This is a genomic window from Blautia sp. NSJ-140 (assembly GCF_022868965.1).
Classification (GTDB): domain Bacteria; phylum Bacillota; class Clostridia; order Lachnospirales; family Lachnospiraceae; genus Blautia_A.
In genome coordinates this window covers 208,087-229,400 of the sequence record NZ_JALIFS010000005.1, presented here as the reverse complement: position 1 = coordinate 229,400, position 21,314 = coordinate 208,087, and the positions used below count along the sequence as shown (strand labels likewise).

General features: G+C 37.1%; 20 protein-coding genes and 2 pseudogenes. 6 read left to right on the top strand and 16 right to left on the bottom strand.

The window, feature by feature from the left end; all coding sequences use genetic code 11:
* Positions 1 to 146: 146 nt before the first annotated feature.
* Positions 147 to 445, bottom strand: a pseudogene (locus tag MUB50_RS08290) (type IV toxin-antitoxin system AbiEi family antitoxin domain-containing protein); the annotation flags it as partial.
* Between the two features lie 167 nt (positions 446 to 612).
* On the opposite strand from MUB50_RS08290, the gene MUB50_RS08285 reads away from it, so the two are divergent.
* Together MUB50_RS08285 and MUB50_RS08280 are read left to right on the top strand one after the other, a co-directional pair.
* Positions 613 to 1,092, top strand: a complete 480-nt coding sequence (locus MUB50_RS08285; RefSeq protein ID WP_244790860.1) for a sigma-70 family RNA polymerase sigma factor — start codon at positions 613 to 615, stop codon at positions 1,090 to 1,092.
* Positions 1,089 to 2,531: a DUF4367 domain-containing protein gene (locus tag MUB50_RS08280; RefSeq protein ID WP_244790858.1), complete on the top strand. Its 1,443-nt coding sequence runs from the start codon at positions 1,089 to 1,091 to the stop codon at positions 2,529 to 2,531. Before MUB50_RS08285 ends, MUB50_RS08280 begins: the two co-directional genes overlap by 4 nt.
* Before the next feature lie 558 nt (positions 2,532 to 3,089).
* On the opposite strand, the gene MUB50_RS08275 is transcribed toward MUB50_RS08280, so the two are convergent.
* From MUB50_RS08275 to MUB50_RS08260, 4 genes are read right to left on the bottom strand one after another with little or no spacing between them, the layout of a single operon-like run.
* Positions 3,090 to 3,755 (bottom strand): ATP-binding cassette domain-containing protein, encoded by a 666-nt coding sequence (locus tag MUB50_RS08275; protein ID WP_117996835.1) that lies wholly within the window; start codon positions 3,753 to 3,755, stop codon positions 3,090 to 3,092.
* A complete protein-coding gene (locus MUB50_RS08270) occupies positions 3,737 to 4,618 on the bottom strand; it encodes a hypothetical protein (RefSeq protein ID WP_244790856.1) in 882 nt (293 codons plus the stop codon). The genes MUB50_RS08275 and MUB50_RS08270 overlap by 19 nt, the downstream gene beginning before the upstream one ends.
* A complete protein-coding gene (locus MUB50_RS08265; RefSeq protein ID WP_119241106.1) occupies positions 4,602 to 5,396 on the bottom strand; it encodes a hypothetical protein in 795 nt (264 codons plus the stop codon). Before MUB50_RS08265 ends, MUB50_RS08270 begins: the two co-directional genes overlap by 17 nt.
* Positions 5,393 to 6,520, bottom strand: a complete 1,128-nt coding sequence (locus tag MUB50_RS08260; protein ID WP_244790855.1) for a hypothetical protein — start codon at positions 6,518 to 6,520, stop codon at positions 5,393 to 5,395. The genes MUB50_RS08265 and MUB50_RS08260 overlap by 4 nt, the downstream gene beginning before the upstream one ends.
* Before the next feature lie 469 nt (positions 6,521 to 6,989).
* Here MUB50_RS08260 and MUB50_RS08255 point away from each other — a divergent pair, with 469 nt between their 5' ends.
* The 4 genes and pseudogenes from MUB50_RS08255 to MUB50_RS17165 all read left to right on the top strand — a co-directional run.
* Entirely contained in the window at positions 6,990 to 7,322 is a 333-nt protein-coding gene (locus MUB50_RS08255) for a helix-turn-helix domain-containing protein (RefSeq protein WP_118626501.1), read from the top strand.
* Positions 7,323 to 7,417: 95 nt separating this feature from the next.
* Positions 7,418 to 8,125, top strand: coding sequence for a LytR/AlgR family response regulator transcription factor (locus MUB50_RS08250; RefSeq protein ID WP_118626503.1), 708 nt, complete (start codon positions 7,418 to 7,420; stop codon positions 8,123 to 8,125).
* A gap of 6 nt (positions 8,126 to 8,131) precedes the next feature.
* Positions 8,132 to 9,430, top strand: a complete 1,299-nt coding sequence (locus MUB50_RS08245) for a sensor histidine kinase (RefSeq protein WP_118626505.1) — start codon at positions 8,132 to 8,134, stop codon at positions 9,428 to 9,430.
* A 3-nt stretch (positions 9,431 to 9,433) separates the two neighbouring features.
* Positions 9,434 to 9,876 (top strand): annotated as a pseudogene (locus MUB50_RS17165) (ATP-binding protein); the annotation flags it as partial.
* A 54-nt stretch (positions 9,877 to 9,930) separates the two neighbouring features.
* Here MUB50_RS17165 and MUB50_RS08235 read toward each other — a convergent pair.
* The 11 genes from MUB50_RS08235 to MUB50_RS08185 form a co-directional block, all read right to left on the bottom strand.
* Positions 9,931 to 11,679 (bottom strand): M56 family metallopeptidase, encoded by a 1,749-nt coding sequence (locus MUB50_RS08235; RefSeq protein WP_244790853.1) that lies wholly within the window; start codon positions 11,677 to 11,679, stop codon positions 9,931 to 9,933.
* Between the two features lie 6 nt (positions 11,680 to 11,685).
* Complete coding sequence (locus MUB50_RS08230) at positions 11,686 to 12,075, bottom strand: BlaI/MecI/CopY family transcriptional regulator (protein WP_026649345.1); 390 nt, start codon at positions 12,073 to 12,075, stop codon at positions 11,686 to 11,688.
* Positions 12,076 to 12,209: 134 nt separating this feature from the next.
* Positions 12,210 to 13,112, bottom strand: coding sequence for a hypothetical protein (locus tag MUB50_RS08225; protein WP_244790851.1), 903 nt, complete (start codon positions 13,110 to 13,112; stop codon positions 12,210 to 12,212).
* Positions 13,113 to 13,614: 502 nt separating this feature from the next.
* Positions 13,615 to 14,721 (bottom strand): RNA-guided endonuclease TnpB family protein, encoded by a 1,107-nt coding sequence (locus MUB50_RS08220; protein WP_118169646.1) that lies wholly within the window; start codon positions 14,719 to 14,721, stop codon positions 13,615 to 13,617.
* Positions 14,722 to 15,051: 330 nt separating this feature from the next.
* Positions 15,052 to 15,426, bottom strand: coding sequence for a hypothetical protein (locus MUB50_RS08215; protein ID WP_118626511.1), 375 nt, complete (start codon positions 15,424 to 15,426; stop codon positions 15,052 to 15,054).
* Positions 15,427 to 15,566: 140 nt separating this feature from the next.
* Positions 15,567 to 16,544, bottom strand: a complete 978-nt coding sequence (locus MUB50_RS08210) for a M28 family metallopeptidase (RefSeq protein ID WP_244790849.1) — start codon at positions 16,542 to 16,544, stop codon at positions 15,567 to 15,569.
* A 433-nt stretch (positions 16,545 to 16,977) separates the two neighbouring features.
* Entirely contained in the window at positions 16,978 to 17,595 is a 618-nt protein-coding gene (locus tag MUB50_RS08205) for a hypothetical protein (RefSeq protein ID WP_244790847.1), read from the bottom strand.
* A gap of 86 nt (positions 17,596 to 17,681) precedes the next feature.
* Positions 17,682 to 18,980 (bottom strand): hypothetical protein, encoded by a 1,299-nt coding sequence (locus tag MUB50_RS08200; protein ID WP_118626513.1) that lies wholly within the window; start codon positions 18,978 to 18,980, stop codon positions 17,682 to 17,684.
* A 2-nt stretch (positions 18,981 to 18,982) separates the two neighbouring features.
* On the bottom strand, positions 18,983 to 19,633 hold the full coding sequence (locus MUB50_RS08195) for an ATP-binding cassette domain-containing protein (RefSeq protein WP_431833598.1): 651 nt from the start codon (positions 19,631 to 19,633) through the stop codon (positions 18,983 to 18,985).
* A 43-nt stretch (positions 19,634 to 19,676) separates the two neighbouring features.
* Positions 19,677 to 20,405: an ABC transporter permease gene (locus tag MUB50_RS08190; protein ID WP_227190740.1), complete on the bottom strand. Its 729-nt coding sequence runs from the start codon at positions 20,403 to 20,405 to the stop codon at positions 19,677 to 19,679.
* An 18-nt stretch (positions 20,406 to 20,423) separates the two neighbouring features.
* Positions 20,424 to 21,314, bottom strand: a complete 891-nt coding sequence (locus MUB50_RS08185) for a hypothetical protein (protein ID WP_118626517.1) — start codon at positions 21,312 to 21,314, stop codon at positions 20,424 to 20,426.

Below are 21,314 nucleotides of genomic sequence, written 5' to 3'. Positions count from 1 at the left end.
ACTTTCAAATTTAGGCAACTCAAAATTGCTAAAGCAGATTACATATCAGTTTTTTATGTATACATTGTACATATATAAAGAAATCCGTTTTAAAAAACGGTTCATCATATAATTCTGCGTCAAAACCTGTGCATCTGCGGATTTTTCCTTTCAATGTCATAAACCGGAACTGAATGTCCGAATGATGTCTGCATAGCTATGATTCCTATTTCATGTAAATCCTTTTTTACTGTATACACTTGAAAACCGTTTTCCTTTAAGCGACTTGGATTATATCCAGTTCTTACTGTTATGATATATTTCAAAGGCTCTCTGTCCGATAAATCATGAAAAAGCAATGCAGTTCATGAGAAAATACAGCTTGACCACAACATAAATGCAAAAAGTATATCGCATCTGTCCACGTATCCGGTGATACGTACACACCATGAGAAGCTTGTTTTATCTCTTTCATTATGGAATACTATCGAAAGTAGACATCTTTTTTTGTGCAAAACCACGAACTTGTTCATTTATAAGAAAAAGAATAAATTATTAGGGATATTTTTGATTTCTGCACGTCTAATAGATGTAAAGAAAATGCTGGCTGGCAAAAAAAGAGGTGGTGTTTAAATGACAAAGGAACAACTTGGATCTCTGATCCTAGATTCAGAAAGACAATTATACTCAACTGCAAAAACAATTTTATTTAGTGACTATGACTGTGCAGATGCTATTCAGGAAACAATTGTGAAGGCTTTTTTCAACGTCGGTACATTAAAAAACGATAACTATGCCCGGACCTGGTTAATCCGTATCTTAATCAACGAATGTTACAGCCTTGTGCGTAAATCCAGTAAATTTATCCCATTGGAAAATCTAGCTGACGGACAGGAACCGGAATCAGAAAAAACAAAGAATTACAGTGAATTATATACAGCCGTAAATTCCTTAAAAGAGGAACTGCGTTTACCCGTTATTCTATACTATATAGAAGATTTCAGTGTAAAAGAAATCGCCCAGATCCTTGAAATATCGGAAGGTGCCGTTCAAAAGAGACTTGCAAGGGCAAGAGGAAAATTAAGGCAGGAATTACAGGAGGTGTCAATATGAGATTAGAAGATATGAAAAACGATATTCCCGAAACACCGGATTTTATCCATAATATGATTCAAAATGAGGTGGCAAAGCAGCTGGCGGATAATAAAGTGTCGAATCTGCGAAGAAGAAAACGATGGACAGCTCCGAAAGTTGCCGCAGTGGCAGCTGCGTGTGCACTGGCAGTTTCCACGGCAGTATATGCAGGAGTAAATCTGTATCACTGGTTTTTGGAAAAACAGGGTTCTTATGGTGTTTCAGTCAAAATTGATGCTGGTGATGCAGTAAAGAAAACCGCGCTTCCAGATGAGATCCCAGAGGTGGATCTGTCTGCTAAATATGTTCCGGAGGGCATGAGCTGGATTGACGAGTACCATCTCCAATATCCTGAGCATGACATGACTGGCGGGTTCAGTTTTTCATTTGTCCTGTTGGATAAAAATGATCTGGGACAGGTAGTACAGGATCAGAATGTTATTGATAGTGAAGAGCGTACATTTGGGAAATACCAGGGGATATATCTCAAATATAATAGCATTACCGAAAGCGGGGCTCTTAACCAGAGAATTTATCTTGTCTGCCCGGATTTATATCGTGTCCTTATGATCTACATCGGAGATGATGTGTCAAAGGATGAAGCCATAAAAGTAGCAGAAAATCTGGTGATTGAGGGAAACACGACTATGGTAAAGACCGCCGGATTGCCTACATGGAGCGGAGAGATGATATCTGAAAAGACAGAAGCTGATAATGATGAAATAAGTACTTCTGTAAATGAGAAAAAACTGCCTATTTACCAAATTGGTGACACCTTTGATCTGGATGTGATTGGTGAAAACACAAATGGTGAATATCTGGAAAAAACGATTTCTGCAAAGGTAGATTCTGTTCAAATTTCTGATGATCTTCAGCTTCTCGATCCGGACAAAATACCGCAAGAATGGACGGAAGCCATTGACGCTGATGGAAAGCTATCTACAAACACATTGAATTATGTGAAATCTGGTGACGGAATTGATTCCCTGGATGAAATTGTGAAGTCAGAGGAAGTGAATCAGAAATTGGTCTACGTTACAGTTACCTATACCAATCATTCAAATGAGGAAATCGACCATATGCTTTATCTTGGTGCTTTACTGACCCTGACTAAGGAAAATGGAAAAGCACAGCTTTACATTCCAACAGAACAGGCCGGCGATGGTTATGACTACATTAGTTGGACCGGCGTGGCAAAGACTGGAGAAATGGTATATTATAGTGTCTCTGAAAATTATGGCAACGGTGGAAACTATATTTCCTCTATAAAACCAGGCGAAAGTGTACAGCTGAACATGGCCTGGATCGTAAATGAAAGCGACCTCAAAAATCTGTATCTGAATGTGACTGGAGACGGAACTTCATATGAGTTCTCGGAATATATACTGAAAAAGGGACTGGTAGATATTCGCAAATAATATTGCTATCGTTTATGATTCCATTTTTTATATGTCATATATGAAAAAGCGTTTTTCGATTCCTTTTGGTTTCGAAAAACGCTTTCTTTGCTTCTTCAATCTCTGCACATGAAGTGTAATCTGTGGTATCCAATACGATTTCCTCATTCTTTCCATTGCCGGTTAATAATTATAACGACAGTGTACTATATGAAGCAACCGGCAACAACAAAAATCGATAGATGAGTTTCGACAGAAAAAGAGATTCCACACTGTAAGTGGAACCTCTTATCTATTAACGCAATGGACAATCAGATACTTTTATATTTTGAGCCAGTTTATGCAACCCAAGATGTCTGCAGTAGTTTTCCAAATCTTTTGGATTCTGGGATGAACGTGATCCGATAATAATTGAATTGATAATATCTTCCCTGTGCATATTTTCTGTTTTTAAGACTTTTTTTAAATCTAAAATGTATAACTCTTTTATTATATTGAATGTTTTGTATTCAATACTATAAGTCAACAGAAACATCTATTACTTTTTGATATCCAAGCCTGACCACATAGATTATTATATTACTCATTTACTGTATTCTCTTTTAATTTGTTAAGTATACCTTCTTCCATTTCATAAACTTCATCACATAATATTTCAATGTCTTCACGATTATGACTCGTCAACAGAATTAATTTTCCTTCTGATTTCATTTTCAAGAATAATCGTCTCATTTCTTCAACTCCATTTTTATCTAATGCATTCATTGGCTCATCCAGAACCAGAATATCAGGTTTTTCCATAATTGCCTGTGCTATACCTAATCGTTGTCTCATTCCCATCGAATATTTACCCACATGTTTTTTGTCTGCGGAATCCAAACCAACCAATGACATAGACTCTTTAATTTCGTTACTGTCTATTTTTTCTCGTATTGAAGCCAAATATTTAAGATTTTTATATCCAGAATAATTCAACAAAAATCCAGGTGTCTCAATAATAAAGCCTAAGTTTTCTGGGAAATCAATATCTTTTCCTACAATTTTATGATTCACAGAAATTACGCCTGTTGTTGGTTTTAAAAATCCACAAATACATTTTAGTAAAACTGTTTTTCCAGAACCATTTCTTCCAATAATTCCATAGATATGCCCATTTGAAAATTTCACATTAATATTGTTTAGTACTAACTGATTCTTAAACTGTTTATTAAGATTTTCTATTGATATCATTGCTTCTTTCTCCATTTTACCTCCAACTTTTGCAACCTAATTTCGGTATTTTCTTTATAATTTACTAAAACACATAAAATGCTCAAAACCAAGATTCCTATAATAAAAAATAAGATACCATATTTCAATGTAATATGATACTTTAAATTAATACCCGAATATGTATTTATTTGCGCTAGTGTAATCGGAGAAAAACGATTTGCCCAAGCCATCCAGTCATTTGAAATACAAATATCAAATAATACACACAAAGCACCCGCACAAGTCCCTATTGCCTTACTTGTCAATTTATTCAATAAATAGATCAACAATCCCAACCAGCTTGCACAGCACCACTCTAATATAACGCTTATCATCAAAGCAAATAATGCACTATAATGACTAACCATATATTCTGAAACATTAAACAAAAGCCCTACCTGTATACCTGCATCTGTTTTTGCCAGTGTTCCCCATATTTTCCCCCACTCACATCCTATGTCCATATTCCCAACCAGTGGGAGCACAGAAACCAACAACAAAAATAAAATATAAATTAACGAAATACTAATACTATAAAATATTTGTCCTAATGCCCACGACAATTTTCCTGAACGTGATAGCATATAAAAATACCCATCATCTTCATAAGGCGCATTAGAAAAAATGAAAATTACCCCTGCCATTATTACAAGTTGACAAATATAATCATTAGTTAAATGAGGAAATGCATATGGAGTTATTCTTACCCCAACAAGATTACTAAAATTCAAAACAGCCTCTAAATTTTGTAATATAAATCCTGCTACAATAAGTAAAACTGTTAGTACCCGTATTGATGATATGGTTTTTTTTAAATTATAGATTGAAATGCGAAGTGCTTTAATAAAATACACCATCTTCCAACCTCCTTAAAACTGTTCTTCGGAATAGAATTCCAAATAAAATCACTATTAATAATACAACTATTGTACATATTAAAACAGTATGTACGCTTGATTGAATAATTACATTCCCTGTCAACAGTTTATCCAAACGATACCTATCAACAACATTACCCATACGATATGCCTGAACAATAAAAAAACTAACAAAGTAAGGTGATACAAGCACTACAAAAGGATCCGATATATAAGCCGAGACACATAATGCAATACTGGACCATAATATACCTCTCAAGAATCCCGACCATACCTCTAACATTCCATATTCGAACGGATGATATAATGCAATCCATGCGTGGAATCTATCCGAAACAACTGCATCTTGAAAGGTAGAATCTGCCATAGGCAAAACAAAAGAAAGTGCTAGCAATAGAACTCCAGTACCAATCGCCACTGTAACACCACCACATAATGCATTAATTACATATTTCACTGTACAATATCTTTTTTTTCCTTCTCTTGAAACAATAAATGAAAGAGAATGATTTTTATACTCCTTACAAAAACTTGTGGCAAAAGGAATAGCGGCAAATATTGGCAAAAAGTAAGTGCGACAAACTCCTCCCCATGATGAATTCCAAAAAAAATAGTGTATGCTTCCCGTATGCGATGTTAAAGCTCTCATCAGATCATTCCAGGAATCAAAACATATAGAAAAACAAACACCTAAAATACTTATGATCCATCCTATATTTATTGCACGTTTCATTTCAACAGCAAATACTTTTTTCATGATATTTCTTCTCCCGTAATTGCATTAAACCGAAGTGCATAATCAACATTGATATCACCATTTATATCAAACTTACAACACCACACTGGAATCAATTCCACTTTATCAAAAGAATCCTCTTTTCTTTTAGGAAAATATTCCAACCACATATTGGATAGGTTATAATTATCAGATAAAATAACATCTCCAAATTTTTTTACTAATGCTTTTTTTATTCCATCAAATCGTATTATTTCTTGATTTTCAGCTTCTATATTCAATTGATTTACCATTCCAGTTAATCTTATTTCACAGATTCCCAAATTTGAAAATAAAAATGTAGCACCCATAGGATCCGCAAGTAACGGTTGCTCCACTCCTCCTGACATTTGAACTGTAGGATCGCCTTCTCCAAAAACTGGTACCCCATCCAAACTAAATGAATATTTTATATAGTACATTTCGTCATCTGCATCAAATATCTGCTCTTGAAATTTGCCAGACTCATAAAAGCTTTTATAGTCTTCATCACTTTTCATAGCATTCTGTATGCTAAGCATATCTTCTTTTGACAATGCGAAAGTTTCTCTTTCACCTAAACTGGTACCCAGTTCCAAACTCGACAAGAATGCTTCTATATTGCTTATAGCCTCTTCCTCTTTCATAAATGATAAATTCTTTTTTTCAAGAAGAGCATTTTCTTCCGCATAGGATGCAAGACTTGATAAATATTTTATTTCATCATTTTTATCATATTTCATAACACCTGCTCCTAATGCTACTGTTTCATCCTGAAAAGTTATTTCTGAGGCACCTCCATCATATTCATTAATCTGAATTTCTTCTTCACTACTTTCCGGCCATAAAAGCTCAACAATTTTTTCATTATCAAAATTTTTATATTCTGTATTATATGTTGCAAAACTTTTTTCGGGGATCTCTATTTTTGTATTTACAGTCAGATTTTCTGTAATTGTTTCTTGAATATCACCTTGATCCGTTATACTGTTTTCTTCTATATTTATTTCATCATCCATTGTCATTTCTGACTTTTCTTCTATACTATTTACATTTTTAGAGCATCCCACCATACTTACCGTACCTAGACAAATTATAGAAGCAATTAAATATCTATATTCTTTCATAATCTCATACTCTTTCTTCTATCTCAAATAAATTAAAATATCTTATTGTAAGCGCTTAAATGGCACAAATTGCCAGTGTACACGCCATTACTATATATAATACTGATCTCCTTTCCCATGTTTACGTTCGTAAAATTTACTTCTCAGTTATGAAATCAATGACAATTCTCATTATCTTCATTTTTTTCAAGTTTTCAACCCTTTCTGCACCAAACAACATTTATCGTGCTTTTTTGGTTAATTTACATATTTTCTTAACGATGCAAGGTACTTGTAATCCTGCTGTCAGTAATATTCCAACCGAAAAACAGTTTATATAGACAGAATGTGATACAGAATTTTTTATGTGTAAAGGAATTTTACTAAATGTGTTGCAGAATAGTTCTTTATTACTTTCTTTTTTTATTAGGTTCTATCGATAAAATTTTAATGAAAGAAGGTGGAATAAATAGAATTTCAATATGAAGATATGGGAAACCGAATCAAAATCCGCAGAAAAGAACTGCGAATAAAACAGGCAGAGCTTGCTGAAAGATTAAATATATCCAATAACCATATGTCATCAATCGAAAACGGAAGGCAAAAACCAAGTCTGGATATTTTCATCCGGATTTGTGATCTACTCAATGTTACACCAGACTACCTTCTGCTTGGCAGCATGCATGCTTATAATATTCCACAGGATATTATTGATAAACTACGGTTGTGTAATCAATCCGACATAGAACTTGCCGGAGACTTTATCGAACTGCTTGTAAAACGAAATAACAAAACAAAAACACATAACGAACCAAAATTGTAATTAAAATGTCTTTTCATACGCATTTTTTGCATTTGGAAATTCTATATGATAAGATATATGTAAATATACATTCATTTAGAAAGTCAGGTGCAAAAATGCGTATTTTAATTTGTGATGACGATACTCTGATAATTGAACACGTACAGAAATATATTGAATCCTACTTTGAGTCAAATCATTTAAAATGTCCCGAGTTAGTTTCCTTTACCAGTGGCGAATCTTTATTGGCTGATAAAAACGAAAAAGATATTGTTTTTCTGGATATTGAAATGCCCGGTATGAATGGAATTTATGTAGGAAATGAATTAAAAAAAGCAAACAAAAATGTCATTATTTTTGTGGTGACCTCATATTCCGAATATTTGGATGAAGCAATGCGTTTTCATGTATTCCGCTATCTTTCCAAACCTTTGGACAAGCAGCGTTTTTTCCGAAATATGAAAGATGCCTTAGCATATTACAATTCCATTACTACCAAAATTCCTGTTGAAACTAAGCAGGGAGTATATTCATTTCCTGCTTCACAGATTATTGCAATAGAAGCACAGGGACGAAAAGTAATTGTACATACTACCCGGCAAGATTTTGATTCTATTCATAATATGGCTCATTGGCTGGAACAACTCCCCAAAAACAGTTTTTTCCAGACACATAGGAGTTTTATTGTTAATTTCGAACATATTGTGGACTTTGATCATTCCGCCATACATTTATCGAATCAACAGATCACAGCTTATCTGACACGTAGAAAATACAGTTCCTTTAAAAATGCTTATCTACTATATCTGGAAAGTATGAGGTAAAAATAAATGGAACATATCGTTTTACTTCTTTTTAGTTTTTTTACAGAAGCAGTTATACTATGGCAATACACATCCAACCTTTTTACCTCCTCTTATGGCAGTAAAATAAGGTTGGCATTATTGAGTGCGCTTTATACAATATTGTTTCTTCTTTCCCTGCTCAAACAAACAGGACTAAATGTCGTCAGCTTTTTTGTGTTTAACACTGTTTTTCTTTATGTGTTGTTTAAACTCAAGTTGTTATTAGCACTCTTCCATTCGGCTATAGTTACAGCAATTATGGGTATATCTGAAATTGCAGTTTTGGGGATTATATCAAGATTTTTTCCGCATTTTCTCTTAGAAACAGATGCCGGACTTGTTTTTTATACGGTTTTTAGCAAGATTTTCTTTTTTGCAGTCATCTATTTATTAATTCATCTGTTCAAAGGAAAAAAATTAAATCAAGAACAATACGGTCACTCCGAAATTCTTTTGATGTTAATTCCAGTTTCCTCCATTTTTATTATATTTACTCTTCTTTCTATTGGTGAAACATCCACATTTGCTCCACCTATTGATTTTCTAGTGACTATTTGTGCAGTTTTTCTGCTGATGGTTAACCTACTTGTATTTGGAATCAACCAATATAACCAAAAAAAATCACAGGAGTATGCCGATTTGCAGTTGTTGCTCCAGAAAGAATCCGATTCTGTTGAATACTATGAAATGATGCTTGCACAAAACGAAAACCAAAGCATTTTAATCCATGATATAAAGAAACATCTTCAATCGATCAAATTACTGAACGAAAAGCATGATTCTGATAAAATAAATGCCTATATACAACAACTTATGGAATCTTCTGACTTAAGAGGAACCACAAATATCTGCGACAATGAAATGCTGAATGCCATTCTTTGCCGCTATCAGCGCCAATGCAATGACAAACACATTCATTTCCATACCGACATCAGAAGCGGTACTGTACAATATATATATCAGCACGATTTGACATCTCTATTCTGTAACTTATTGGAGAATGCAATGGAATCTGCAGAAAATATCCCGGATTCTTTTATAGAGCTTACAGTACAAAAAAAAGAAAATTCACCCTTTGTCATAATCATACTCATCAATTCCTGTCAAAATACCCCTGTGTATAATCAGGAAGGAGTTCCTGTGTCCCATAAATCAGACAATGGCAGACATGGTTTCGGAATCAAAAGCATTAAAAAAGTTGTAAAACAGTACCACGGAAATTTGCAAATGTATTATGATAACGATTCAGGTACCTTCCATACAATCATAACCTTAAAACAGTAAATCCTAACAACAGACGCGGTAAAAAAGGATTACAGCTTTACACTTTTTGAAGCAGCCTATCTGAAACGGATTGGCCTCCGCTTTGAGCCATCCGATTATATCTCCTTCGGTCTGGCTAACAAAAATGGGTTCTTGACCAATGCGGAAAGCTCATGACCGATCAGCACACGGTTTATAACTCCCGTATGTTCTGTACCCAGTGGAATGGCTTGGAAAAAAGCTCTATCTTTGATGATGCGCTGGACGATAAGGAATACGATATTTACAGTATCCGTTCCATGCGACGAAACCCTGTGATTGCTGACCTGTTCCACCGCATAAAATACATGGAACGCCGTGGAAGTGGCCTATGCAAAGTCGTCAGTGAAACCGAAAAGCTGCCTGGATATACAGCGGCATATGAGCCTGAATTTTCCTCAACAGCAACAGATTTCAGGGTCATCTTGAATAAACAAAGGAGCAGGGCATTGGGTAGCATCCCCATTGTCCTGCTTCTTTGTTTATTCTGTATAGATGTTCCCATTCTCATCCGTCCAGGTGCCGTCACCATTGTCTGTGTATCCGACCCCATCTGCGTCACAATAATAATAATCTCCGTTTGTTGTTTCTATTACATTAACAGTACCGTTACTGCCCTGGAGTTCATGCTGTTCCAGTTGGTTTCCGAAATGATAACCTTCGTCATTCCAGGTACGATATGAATTTCCATTGGCATCTGCCCAGTTTCCATCTCCCTGATAACTGTATCGGCTCCCATAATAATCAGAATAGGTCCCATCTCCGTTATCGTAAAGAACTCTGGATTCTTCATCTCCTCCACCCGGTGCTACAATTGATGCTACACCGGAAGTAGTACTGAATCCACTGGTATATGGTACGCCTGCTGGCAGATTTTCATAAGATGAAACAGACCCGTTGTTGTCAGAGGTAATTCCATCATCGGTCGTTTCACTTACCTGTCCGCTGTTTTCCATGGCAGGTTCATCGTTTGTTTCCGCATCTGCTTTTTCCTCTTCGTCTACAGAATCCTCTGTATCTGTATTCTCTGTCACTCCTCCTTCGTCCTGTGTTTCAGCAGCTTTCTGCATAGTTACCATTTCAGAAAACGGTGCATAATCCGGTACATTATTTTTCTCTGGATCTGCATTTTTTTCAATACCAGACTTCTCCGTCTCTACTGAAACTGTATCTGTCCCGGCAGAGACATTAAATACCAGATTACCGCCTGCAAGCAGCAGCGTCACAAGAATTCCCGGAAGAATTCCTTTGCGGAGTTTCCGAATGTTCACCATATACAGAATCCGATCTTTAAACACCATTTCGCTGTCATTAAGACTTGCTGTCACATATGGAATCTGATTTTCCATGGCTACTGTCCTGAGAAGCAGCTGTCGATATAATTTATGTTCCTTTTTATTAACTCTGCGAACAACTGCTGTATCACACAGATTCTCAATATCCTTATCCGCTTCTTTCAGCATGATAAGAAGAAAGGGATTGAACCAGTATATCGATGCACAGATTCGAAGGAGCATCTTATACCAGAGATCCCGATGGCAATAATGTGTAAGTTCATGGTAAAAGATAAGTTTTCTTTCTTCTGCTGAATACCCGGTTGCTGGCAGATACAATTTTGTATGTAAAAGTCCTGCAAGAAGCGGTGTGGTAAGACCTGCGTTTTGCCTGAGTTCCGGTATTCTGCGTACGTGCTTCTTTTGACACGCTGCACGGTACATCTGAATACTCACCGTATCACTTACCTGTAGACTCATCCGTTCCAGATTCCTTATAGAAAAATAATATGCCAGCAATTCTCCTGTCAGTTTAAGTACCGCTACGCTCAGCCAGACAGCAGCAAAAATCACAGCCACAATTCCCAGCCATTTATCTGATTCGTACCTGACAGTTCTCTTTTGTTCCGGGATTTCTGTCAGATTTTTCATGTCTTTGCTCGCAGATGATACGTTTTCTGTTATCTTCTGACTTTCCTCTGGTCTGACTGCGTAATCCGTTATCTTCGGGCTTTGCGTATTCTGTTGACTGCTTCTAAGTACTTTGAAATCCACCAGTGCCAGATTCGCCGGAAGGCGCACCGGAACACAAAGGCTTATCGTAATCAACAGCCAGATAAGGTACTTCCATCTCGCTGATACACGTCCTTTAAACAGAGTCGCAAGCACTTTTACCAGTAAAATTACTACTGCTGCAATAACATTCAGTTTCAGAATGTGCAGAATAAGAACTTCCATAATTTGCTATTCCTCCCTGTCCTCCAGGTTCTTAAGAAATTCACTGAGATCCTGGACTTCTTCTGAGCTGATCTTCTTTCCATGATAAAGTGAAGTTACAAACTTTTTTAGTGAATTCCCATAAAGTTTCTCAAGAACACTCTGGCTTTCATGTGCCTGATAATCTGACTGCGAAACCAGGGGTGTATACAGATTCATTTTTCCCTGTTTCGTCACTTCCACGAAATTTTTGTTCTCCAATCTGGTCAGCAATGACAAAATTGTTGTTGATGCAAGCTTTTTCTTCATATTGATCACTTTCTCAATCTCCGGTCTGGTCATCGGCGGAGTATTATTCCAAAGAACGAGCATAATATCCAGTTCTGATTCCGGAAGTCTCTGGTAAGTTTTTTTCACTTTTTCATACCTCCCCTGTTACATATTTTCTACAAATGTAGGAATAACTCTATTCTACCACGGTTCACGGAAATGGCAAGGGCTTTTGCACAATTTGCAAATGCCCTTGCCATTCCTGCAGCTACTGACCACTATCAGTCTATTTCTGTATAGCTGCTGCCATTTTCATCACTCCATGTCCCGTCTCCATTGTCCGTAAATCCTGTACCATTTTCGTCCTGGAAATAATAATCACCATTTGTAGTTTCCGTAACCGTCACAGTATTACCGTTTGCATCCTGAAGGTCATGCTGTTCCAACGCATGTCCCAGATGATGAGTATCATCATTCAGAGCTGAGTAGGTATTTCCATTTTCGTCGGTATAAGTCTCATCCCCATTATCGGTATAGTTCATTCCATCATCTCCACGATATTCACAAGAATAATCTTTGTGAAGAATGTAATTAATCTCAATAGTATTTCCATCACTGTCAACTAATGTCATTGGTGAGGTAGAAAGGATATCGGAATCATCATTGCTGTCCGAGGATTTTGCAGAAGCATTTTCTTCTGTATCGGAGGAATCGGAATCTCCTCCTGACTTCTGACTGGCAGTATCTGTAGTTGCCTTATCAGAATCATCAGAAGAATCATCGGTCTGGTTTTCGTTCTCCTGTCTGGTAAGTGAAGGATTTCCAGGATAAGAAATATATTCTACAAATTTTCTGACGTCACTGATGTCATCTGCATCTTTTGCATATCCCACTGCCATGTACAGGCTGTTTCCCTCTGAATAAATTGTCTGATAGCAGGCATCGTATGTGTCATTGCATTTGGCAATCCCTGTTTTGACATCCTCCAGTGAATATTTATAGATATTTACATAATCATTTCCGTTCGTATAGCTTGCATAGGTACCTTCCGTATCTGCTTTTTCCCATTCAGATCCAGCCGGCGGCTGTGTATAGAAATCGTTATTTCCTGCTGCCATAACCGTTGCAGCTGAAAAAATCCCAAGTGTTGCTACCGTCATAAGTGTCATAAGTTTTGTCTTCATCGTGGATTCTCCTAGAATTTTATTTTCTACATCTGTAGAAGTTAATTGTATTCTACAACTGTAGAATACAATTGTCAATTCTTTTTTTAATATTTTTTTATCATCTCAGTTTAATTTCTATTTTTCTTCCACTGGGCTATATAAATCCAGAGGATCTTCATCACTTTCATAAACACGTCCTTCGCCTTCTCCAAATGATTTGAGGCATACTGGACATGATAGTCAGAACTAACATTTCTTTTTTCATTTTTCTGCAATCATATTTCCATCAAAAGTACCATTTTACGCCATTCCTGCAATAAAAAAAGACCCTCCCGGATAGACCATTATTGTTCCTGTCCACCCAGAAAGACCTGAAAAGTGACATGCTCCCACCACTTAAATCTTTGATTTTGAAGTGGGGGCTTCTTGCTCAATGGCTCTACTGAACCAAGTATCTACAAGCTATCCTCGCGTGCCCCGCGATTTTTATTAGTCCGGTTACGGACTTTTTGTTGTGCTGTCATGCACATTCTGCAAAGATTCTTTTTCCCTCATTCATGATGTTAACTGCTGCATTTACATCGCGGTCCATTCTGTATCCGCATTCACAGTGATAAATCCTATCAGATAAAGACAATTCTTCTTTTTTCTTTCCGCATACACTGCAAATCTTACTGGATGCAAAATAACGATTTACTTTTATCAGATATTTTCCACGTTCCTCCAGTTTATATTCCAGCATAGACAGAAACAGGCCATATCCATTATCATGTACGCCTTTTCCAAGATGAAGTTCTCCTGCCATCCCTTTCAGATTCAGATCTTCCACACATACTGCATCATAGTTCTCGACAAGACGGGCACTAAGTTTATGCTGAAAGTCTTTTCTCTGATTTCGGATCTTTTCATGGCACAGTGCAACTCGTTTCTTCTGCTTCTTATAATTCCGACTGCCTTTCTGACATCTGGACAGCTTTCTCTGTTCCCATGCAAGCTTTTTCTCTGTATTTCGGTAGAACATCGGATATTTGGCTCTTTTACCGGTAGAAAACACACACATTCCATGCATCGCAAAATCGATCCCGATAAATCTTTCTGCCGGTCTTTTTTCTGCTGTTTGGTTTTCACAGCAAAATAAAAGACTGGCAAAATATTTTCCGGATGGCTCCCTGCTGACTGTCACAGATTTCAATTTCCATTTTTCTGATATCGGACGGTGAAGCTTTATTCTAACAGCCGTCATCTTAGGCAGTTTCAAATATTTTCCTTCCAGAAAGATATTTCCATTCACCACGTTTGTTGTATAGGATTTTCTTGATGACTTCTTTGATTTGAAACGCGGAAATCCTGCAGATGGTTCACGAAAAAACTTATGGAATGCGTTTTCCAGATGCATCTGTACATTTGCTAACGCCAATGAATCCACCTCTTTCAGCCACGGATATTCTTTCTTGTAACTGGCTGGTGTGTTCCTTAACATCTTTTTTTCTTTTTTATAATATTCCATTTTATCTGCAAGCATACAGTTATAGATAAATCGGCTGCAGCCGATTGTTTTTTCTATTTGTACACGTTGTTCTGCATTTGGATAGATTCGTATTTTTACTGCCCAGTTTATTTTCCTCACCTTATTCCTACGTATAAGTAAACGAATTCAATTATCATTTTTCGAGCAATATGTTCTTTCTTTATTATAATACAATTCCACTGCAAGAACAAGTGTTTTCTTTTTTTATCTACAAAAATCTTTTGGGTATTTATGGGATTTATGGGTTATTTATGAGCATTTATGATCAAATCTACAATTCATCTCACTACCTGAAGAGATAGGAGAATTCTTGTTATATATCATGTTAAAATTTATTCTTCTCAGTGGTCTTAATATATAGTTTATCAAAATATAGAAGAAATGGATATATATTTTCTTTTAATATTTTTCTAAAAAAGCTTTATTTTATCACTCTACAGTCACCGGACGCATCATGGAAAGCAGCTCCTTCCGGTAATGATCGGCCTTTTCCTGATTGCCCTGTTCTTTCCGTACCATCTTTGTGATTCCCGGATACTGTCCCGGGAAGCTTTCCAGCATGATACCATCTCCATAGATTAGGTAAACATCTCCGTCTGTCATATCTTCCTCTGTCAGCTTCTTTCCATTCTCATCCGTAAGCTTATCCGGTATCGTTCCGGAGAAAATCGTGTCCGTGTCCAGATCCGCAAAATACCAGCTGTTATCATCTGTATGAAAATACACTGCTGTCATCGGCTTTTCCCCGCATCCCGCCAGACAGAACATAACAAGTACCGCCAGCATCACAATCCATTTTTTCATTATTCCACCTCCTAGTCTCTGTCAGTATTTGATTATTTCGACTTCACACCGTGCTAGCACCATGAAAAACATTAATATTACTGACTTCTACAATGTTTTTTATCTGGCACTACCATTAGTGGGAGATTTTTGATATAAATTTAATTGATCGTTGGAAGTACTTCCATAACCTGATCAATCACTTCCACAATTCTCTGTATATCCATATTTTCTTTCACATCAGAACTATCATTCACGTTCAAACCATCTTGCCAGTCCTGGACAATTGATACTGCCGGGATATTCACTAATGCAAACGGATAATGGTCACTGTTGGTTGCCATTGTCAGGAAAAATCTGTCATTGGGTGTAAATAGTTCTGACATACTATTTTTATTTAATTCGGCCAGTTTTTTCAATCCCTCATCATCATATTCCGCATTGTCTGGTCTTTTGTTTCCTTCGATCATCGCCATATAACCCAGATCACTTTTTTCTGCAATAGTATCAATATTTATTACTCCGATGATCTGTTTCCGCTCGTCCTCCGTCAGCTTACCAACATACCATCTTGAACCCAGCATATATTTCTCTTCGCCCGAGAACAGGATGAATTTTATATTATACGGCATCTCTGTATCTTTTAAAATCCTTGCCAGTTCAAGCACTGCTGCCACTCCGGAACCGTTATCATTGGCGCCCACCGAATCTTCTGCACTGTCATAATGGGCACTTATGATCAGATTTTTTGTAGTATCAATGGATGAGTTTTTTGTCACAATGATATTTTCACCAATGCCGTCAACAATTGCATCCTCGGCTGTTGATGCCAGAAACACATCCGCCTGCGAGGAATGCCTTATTGCATTCTCATTGTTTTCATCGTTATATTCGAATTTCTGGTATTCTATATTGTCATATCCCAGATTGCCAAAATATTCACTAATATATTCTTTTACATTCTGTATTGCATCAGAATTTATTGGACGCGGTTCAGAAGTGATTTCATCGATGATCTGTTCAATATTCTGTTCCAAAGGCTCTATTATTGTACCGTTCTGGGTAACACTCTCCGTCATTGTCTGAATTGGTGCTATTAATGATATAACCATAATTAAGGCAATTGTAATTTTTTTCATTTGTGAGCTCCCTCATTTTACCAAGTATTAATCAGTATCTTTTATCCAATAACTTTCCATGCAGAACCATAGGCTACAACGAAAGCTTTTTTTCATACCATAAACATTATCATGTGATATACTTCTGCCAATTAAATCTCAGATTTTGAAAAAGGGACAGACATTGATAAATTTACTTAGTTCCATTCTGGGCTATGCACGGAACATTACAACCACATGATCAAAAGGCGGTAAATCTGATATTCTAAATGTACATTGTGATCCTTTTTTAACAAAATTAGCTTTTTTATCATTTATGTTATCAACTGATACTATTATACCATGAACTGCATCACCAACCAAGTGTTCTTTTTTGCTTTTACAGCGTTCGTGCAGTGCTTTTACAATTCATTGCACATCTGTAAAGGAAAGAGACTTCTTGCTATATATTATGTTAAATTCCTGAAAGTATTTTCTTTGCGTTCTCCAGGTTATTTTTTCCATTTATTTTTAGATATACTTTACTGATTTCAGAAGGCTCTCCTATTTCTCTGCAGAGATCCTGTGCCTGGTAGATGGGTATGTAGATTTCGTTGCCTTCTATTACTACAGCGGCTTTACAGGGCATATATGAGGTCTGCGGTTCTCTTGCGGAATTGCCGGATAAAGTGGTAAGATCATCCGTGGCTTTGGAAGTTTCCTTCTCTTTTTCATCCAGGGAATAAAAAATATTCAGGTTTTCACCCATCTCTAAAAATTTTTCCTGTTGTTTTTTTGAAATGGCATGATTATTATAGTCTTTCATATCCCGTAGGGAACCATTTCCCAGCAATAACAATGGCATCTTCCCCAGTTCATTCTGAGTTGGATTTTTTCCAAACGCATTCATATCAATTCCTAAAAAAGTCGTTGTTTCCGTATAATCTTCAATTTTGATGACAACCGGGACTTCTATGACTGGCCAGATTTCTTTTATACCTTTTATCTTCTTCGCTTTCTGCAAAAAATCTTCATCATAAGTCAGATCTCCAAGTGGGAGCAACACAGCAAATTGCCGTTTTTCTTCTTTCATGCCCGCCAGCAGCATCACTAATAATGTCAATATCAATGACAGCAAAAGTATGACAAATAAGGTAAAGCTGTCTATTTTTTTTCTTTTCAATGAGAGGCCGCCTTTCTCACTTCTTCGAGAAGGATATTTTTCTTATGAAGCTTTCTGACCAGAATCAAGATTATGGAAATAAGCAGTACTGCAACAACTGCAGCTATGGAATACCACCAGTTATTGGTTTTCTCCTGGTCATCTTCAACCTTTAAAGACTTTATCTGGGTTTCTTTGATTTCAGAATCGAATTTTATTTCGTCCTCATACGATTTGCCATCTGCATCCTCATACGTAAGGATTAATTGACCTGCACATTTTCCTGTTTTTCCTTTTACATATATGCGAAGACTTCCCTGGGATAAATCTCCGGCCTCTATGGTCCCTAAGAATGCAGTATCGTTTGAGCTTAATTCATCAGCTTTTAAGCTGACACTTGCATTATATATTTTGTCTCTTCCTAGATTCATTGCTTTTACCGGGATTTCTACTGTATCCATAGTGTATAAAACAGATGGAATATCTGAAGCTTCCAATTTAACACGAACAGGTTGGATGATCTGAAAAGACAGTAATTCTGTACCGGTAGTTGCCGTTGCTTTTGAATCTTCATAATCCAGAGAAAAAGTAATGACAGCCTGTCCAGGATCACAGTTTTCTGTTATAGTAATCATCTGTTCCAAGGTAATTGCTTCACCAGGAGCCAGGACTTGTACATAAAAAGAGTTTTTCTCAAATTCGATTCCTTTGTTCTCTGTAGAAAGGGAAATTTTTAAACCAAATACATTTTGACTGCAGCTTTTATTTCGAAATGTCAGCGACATTTCTGTTGTAGAACCAGCCTCCAATCGTCCACCCGAAAGATTGCTGTCTTCTAATAATACCTGCGGTTTATGTAATATTTTTTCACTTGATGAGTCTGATGTTGAATTACCTCCTCCCCCACCGCCCGAATACCCTCCGTTGTCTATAACCGGATCTGTTATCTGCGGGGCGTCACCGTCTTCCGGATTATCACTGTCTATTACAACATGAAACGGATTCGATTTAGAACCATCACCAAAGTCATTTCCTGATGTAAAAATATCCGGATCCGGATTTTCTTTATCGCTATCAGCTTTATCAGGAGTCTTTTCATCCTCTGCCGGAGGTTCGGTACTCGTAGAATCATCCTCTTTTTCATCAAGGGTTAACGAGTTGTCATTCTCATAAGATACGGACGGATCTGAGTCCGTAAATCCTTCTTCAGCAGATGTAATCTCCGTGTTTTGAGGCTCTGTGGCAAAAACGGTAGCTGGAAGAAATATTATTGTCGTACACAATACTAATGCCGTTTTTACAAATAAATTTCTCATTATCAGGCAGTCCTTTCTCTTAAGATTCCTCCATCCATTTCATATACGTGGTCACATAAGATTCTGATGTCCTCTTCATTATGGCTTGCCAGCAAAATGGTTTTTCCTGCTGCTTTTAAATCCAGCAGCAGTTCTCTTATTTCTTCCACGCCATGTTTATCCAGTCCATTAAACGGCTCATCCAGGATCAAAAACAGAGGATCTTCCATAATGGCCTGTGCAATACCAAGGCGTTGACGCATTCCAAGGGAATATTTTCCGACTGGTTTCTTCATGTCCGGATCCAATCCTACCCTTTTTAAGACTATGCGGATATCGGCCTTCGAGATCCGGCCATTCATGTCTGCCAGGATCTCCAGATTTTTAAAGCCCGTATATTGTGTAAGAAAACCGGGAGTCTCGATAATAACTCCAAGACTTTCAGGAAAATCCACATCATGGCCTATTTTTTTTCCAAATACAAAAATAGCGCCCGTAGTTACAGGAAGAAACCCACAGATGCATTTCATAAGGACGGTCTTTCCTGAACCGTTATTTCCAACAATCCCATAGACGTTACCTGTTTTCAGGGAAAGATTTACTTCCTGTAACACGATGTCTTCACCGAAACGTTTGGTCACGTGTTCTATTTTTACGCAGGTGTTCTGCATCATTCCACTTGCTCTTTCCAGATCACAGGCCAGATTAAATGTCCCTTCAGATTTCTTCCAATCTTCCATATAAAACACCTCCCAGAATTCCCAGCATTACTAATAAAAACAACAGTAGAAATAGCCAAACTCCTATTTTGTCCGGTCCCCAATTTTCATCAGCCAGTATCCATTCTACTGGATAAAACCATATCTGATTCTTAAAATAGCGGTCATGAAGGATAATTCCGAAATAAAAGCTTACAAAAGGGATTCCATATGCCATGTAAGCAGAATCCCATAAAATCCCGCAGCTTCCACCGAAAGTACTTATGATACTTCCGATAAGTCCTGTCCGAAATGCCTTCATGAGTAAGTCCAGAAGTGCTTCTTTCTGAATAGCACCCTTTATCTCCAGCGGATAGAACACAATAAAATTGATAAAAAGTACCGTTAGTATAGATAACGTCCAGACCATAAAACCAGATACCATAATGGAAAAAACTTTACCTTCGATATACTGTCTGCGAGTCGTTCTGGGAAGTATCTCCTTTAAAAATCCACTTTTATATTCTTGCAGAATGGAATCACTCCATGGCAATACGGCTGCTACCGGAATGGCAAAAGATACTGCCTGACTTTTTAAGGAACCTTCCAGTATACTGATAAAAGTACCACATGTCAGTGCTTTTTTTAAGCTGGGATAAGTCTGTCCAATGGCTATGGAAATGCAGGCTATCAGCCATGCTGCCAGAAAATTCTTATTAAAAAACATACGTTTTGTTTCACCCCACATAGGTTTTCCCCCTTCCGATCATGTCTTTTCTCCAAGAAATTCAAAGGTATATTTTTTCATCCGGTTAATTGCAAAAACTGCAAGAAGAACTAAAATACCCAGAAAAAACATATAGGAATGCGGGATTTTCGGGAGCAATGGATCATAACCCAAGTTATGTTTTCCGTATACTGCCTGGTTCAGAGGACTGATCCAGCAGATTAATACATTTACCTGATACATTTCGTATTTTTCTTTATGTAAAATTGCAGCCAGTACTTTCGGGTCCAATAAAAAACCAAAAACACTGTAAAGAAGGCCAAAAATCATCCCCTTAGTCTTCCCTTTATAGAGATTTCCTACAAGGATTACAAAGCTTAAGGTCAGCGAATAACAAAACAGAAGGAAGAAAACCTGCAGCATACAGCCATAGGGTGAGATACTTTCCATGACCCTTACTGTAGAAGGGACCTGCAGGTTTTTTCCTAATTCTGAATAACCAAGCATGGCTGCAGTTTCGCTCCACAGGTTACCTGGATAACTCTTTTTCATACACAGCACGGCCGTAAACAGCAGCATCAAAACCGTATATAAAACAGTTACAAGAATAACATAAATGAATTGACCTAAAAGCCATTTCCTCTTGGTTGTCCGGGTCAGCTGGTATGGAGTAATAGGTGTCATCTTCGGCAGGTCAGAAAACATAAGAAGCAAGAGCAGCGAACTGGACAGTACTGCTATCCCATCCCCAAATGTCCAGATAAATGGTTCAATGGCCTGTACCGGTGTATCGTAGGTCTCCATTACAACCATGATTCTGCCTGTAAGCAGGAAACTAAGTACAAATTCTAACAGAAATACAAAAATAACTTTGGGATTGCGTAAAAATCCGAAGAAATTGTACCTTACAATTCCAAATACCTGTCTCAT

Coding starts and splice junctions, on each gene's coding strand:
- MUB50_RS08285 (WP_244790860.1), top strand. CDS start 613: ATGACAAAGGAACAACTTGGATCTCTGATCCTAGATTCAGAAAGACAA.
- MUB50_RS08280 (WP_244790858.1), top strand. CDS start 1,089: ATGAGATTAGAAGATATGAAAAACGATATTCCCGAAACACCGGATTTT.
- MUB50_RS08275 (WP_117996835.1), bottom strand. CDS start 3,755: ATGGAGAAAGAAGCAATGATATCAATAGAAAATCTTAATAAACAGTTT.
- MUB50_RS08270 (WP_244790856.1), bottom strand. CDS start 4,618: ATGGTGTATTTTATTAAAGCACTTCGCATTTCAATCTATAATTTAAAA.
- MUB50_RS08265 (WP_119241106.1), bottom strand. CDS start 5,396: ATGAAAAAAGTATTTGCTGTTGAAATGAAACGTGCAATAAATATAGGA.
- MUB50_RS08260 (WP_244790855.1), bottom strand. CDS start 6,520: ATGAAAGAATATAGATATTTAATTGCTTCTATAATTTGTCTAGGTACG.
- MUB50_RS08255 (WP_118626501.1), top strand. CDS start 6,990: ATGGGAAACCGAATCAAAATCCGCAGAAAAGAACTGCGAATAAAACAG.
- MUB50_RS08250 (WP_118626503.1), top strand. CDS start 7,418: ATGCGTATTTTAATTTGTGATGACGATACTCTGATAATTGAACACGTA.
- MUB50_RS08245 (WP_118626505.1), top strand. CDS start 8,132: ATGGAACATATCGTTTTACTTCTTTTTAGTTTTTTTACAGAAGCAGTT.
- MUB50_RS08235 (WP_244790853.1), bottom strand. CDS start 11,679: ATGGAAGTTCTTATTCTGCACATTCTGAAACTGAATGTTATTGCAGCA.
- MUB50_RS08225 (WP_244790851.1), bottom strand. CDS start 13,112: ATGAAGACAAAACTTATGACACTTATGACGGTAGCAACACTTGGGATT.
- MUB50_RS08215 (WP_118626511.1), bottom strand. CDS start 15,426: ATGAAAAAATGGATTGTGATGCTGGCGGTACTTGTTATGTTCTGTCTG.
- MUB50_RS08210 (WP_244790849.1), bottom strand. CDS start 16,544: ATGAAAAAAATTACAATTGCCTTAATTATGGTTATATCATTAATAGCA.
- MUB50_RS08205 (WP_244790847.1), bottom strand. CDS start 17,595: ATGAAAGAAGAAAAACGGCAATTTGCTGTGTTGCTCCCACTTGGAGAT.
- MUB50_RS08200 (WP_118626513.1), bottom strand. CDS start 18,980: ATGAGAAATTTATTTGTAAAAACGGCATTAGTATTGTGTACGACAATA.
- MUB50_RS08195 (WP_431833598.1), bottom strand. CDS start 19,633: ATGATGCAGAACACCTGCGTAAAAATAGAACACGTGACCAAACGTTTC.
- MUB50_RS08190 (WP_227190740.1), bottom strand. CDS start 20,405: ATGTGGGGTGAAACAAAACGTATGTTTTTTAATAAGAATTTTCTGGCA.
- MUB50_RS08185 (WP_118626517.1), bottom strand. CDS start 21,314: ATGAGACAGGTATTTGGAATTGTAAGGTACAATTTCTTCGGATTTTTA.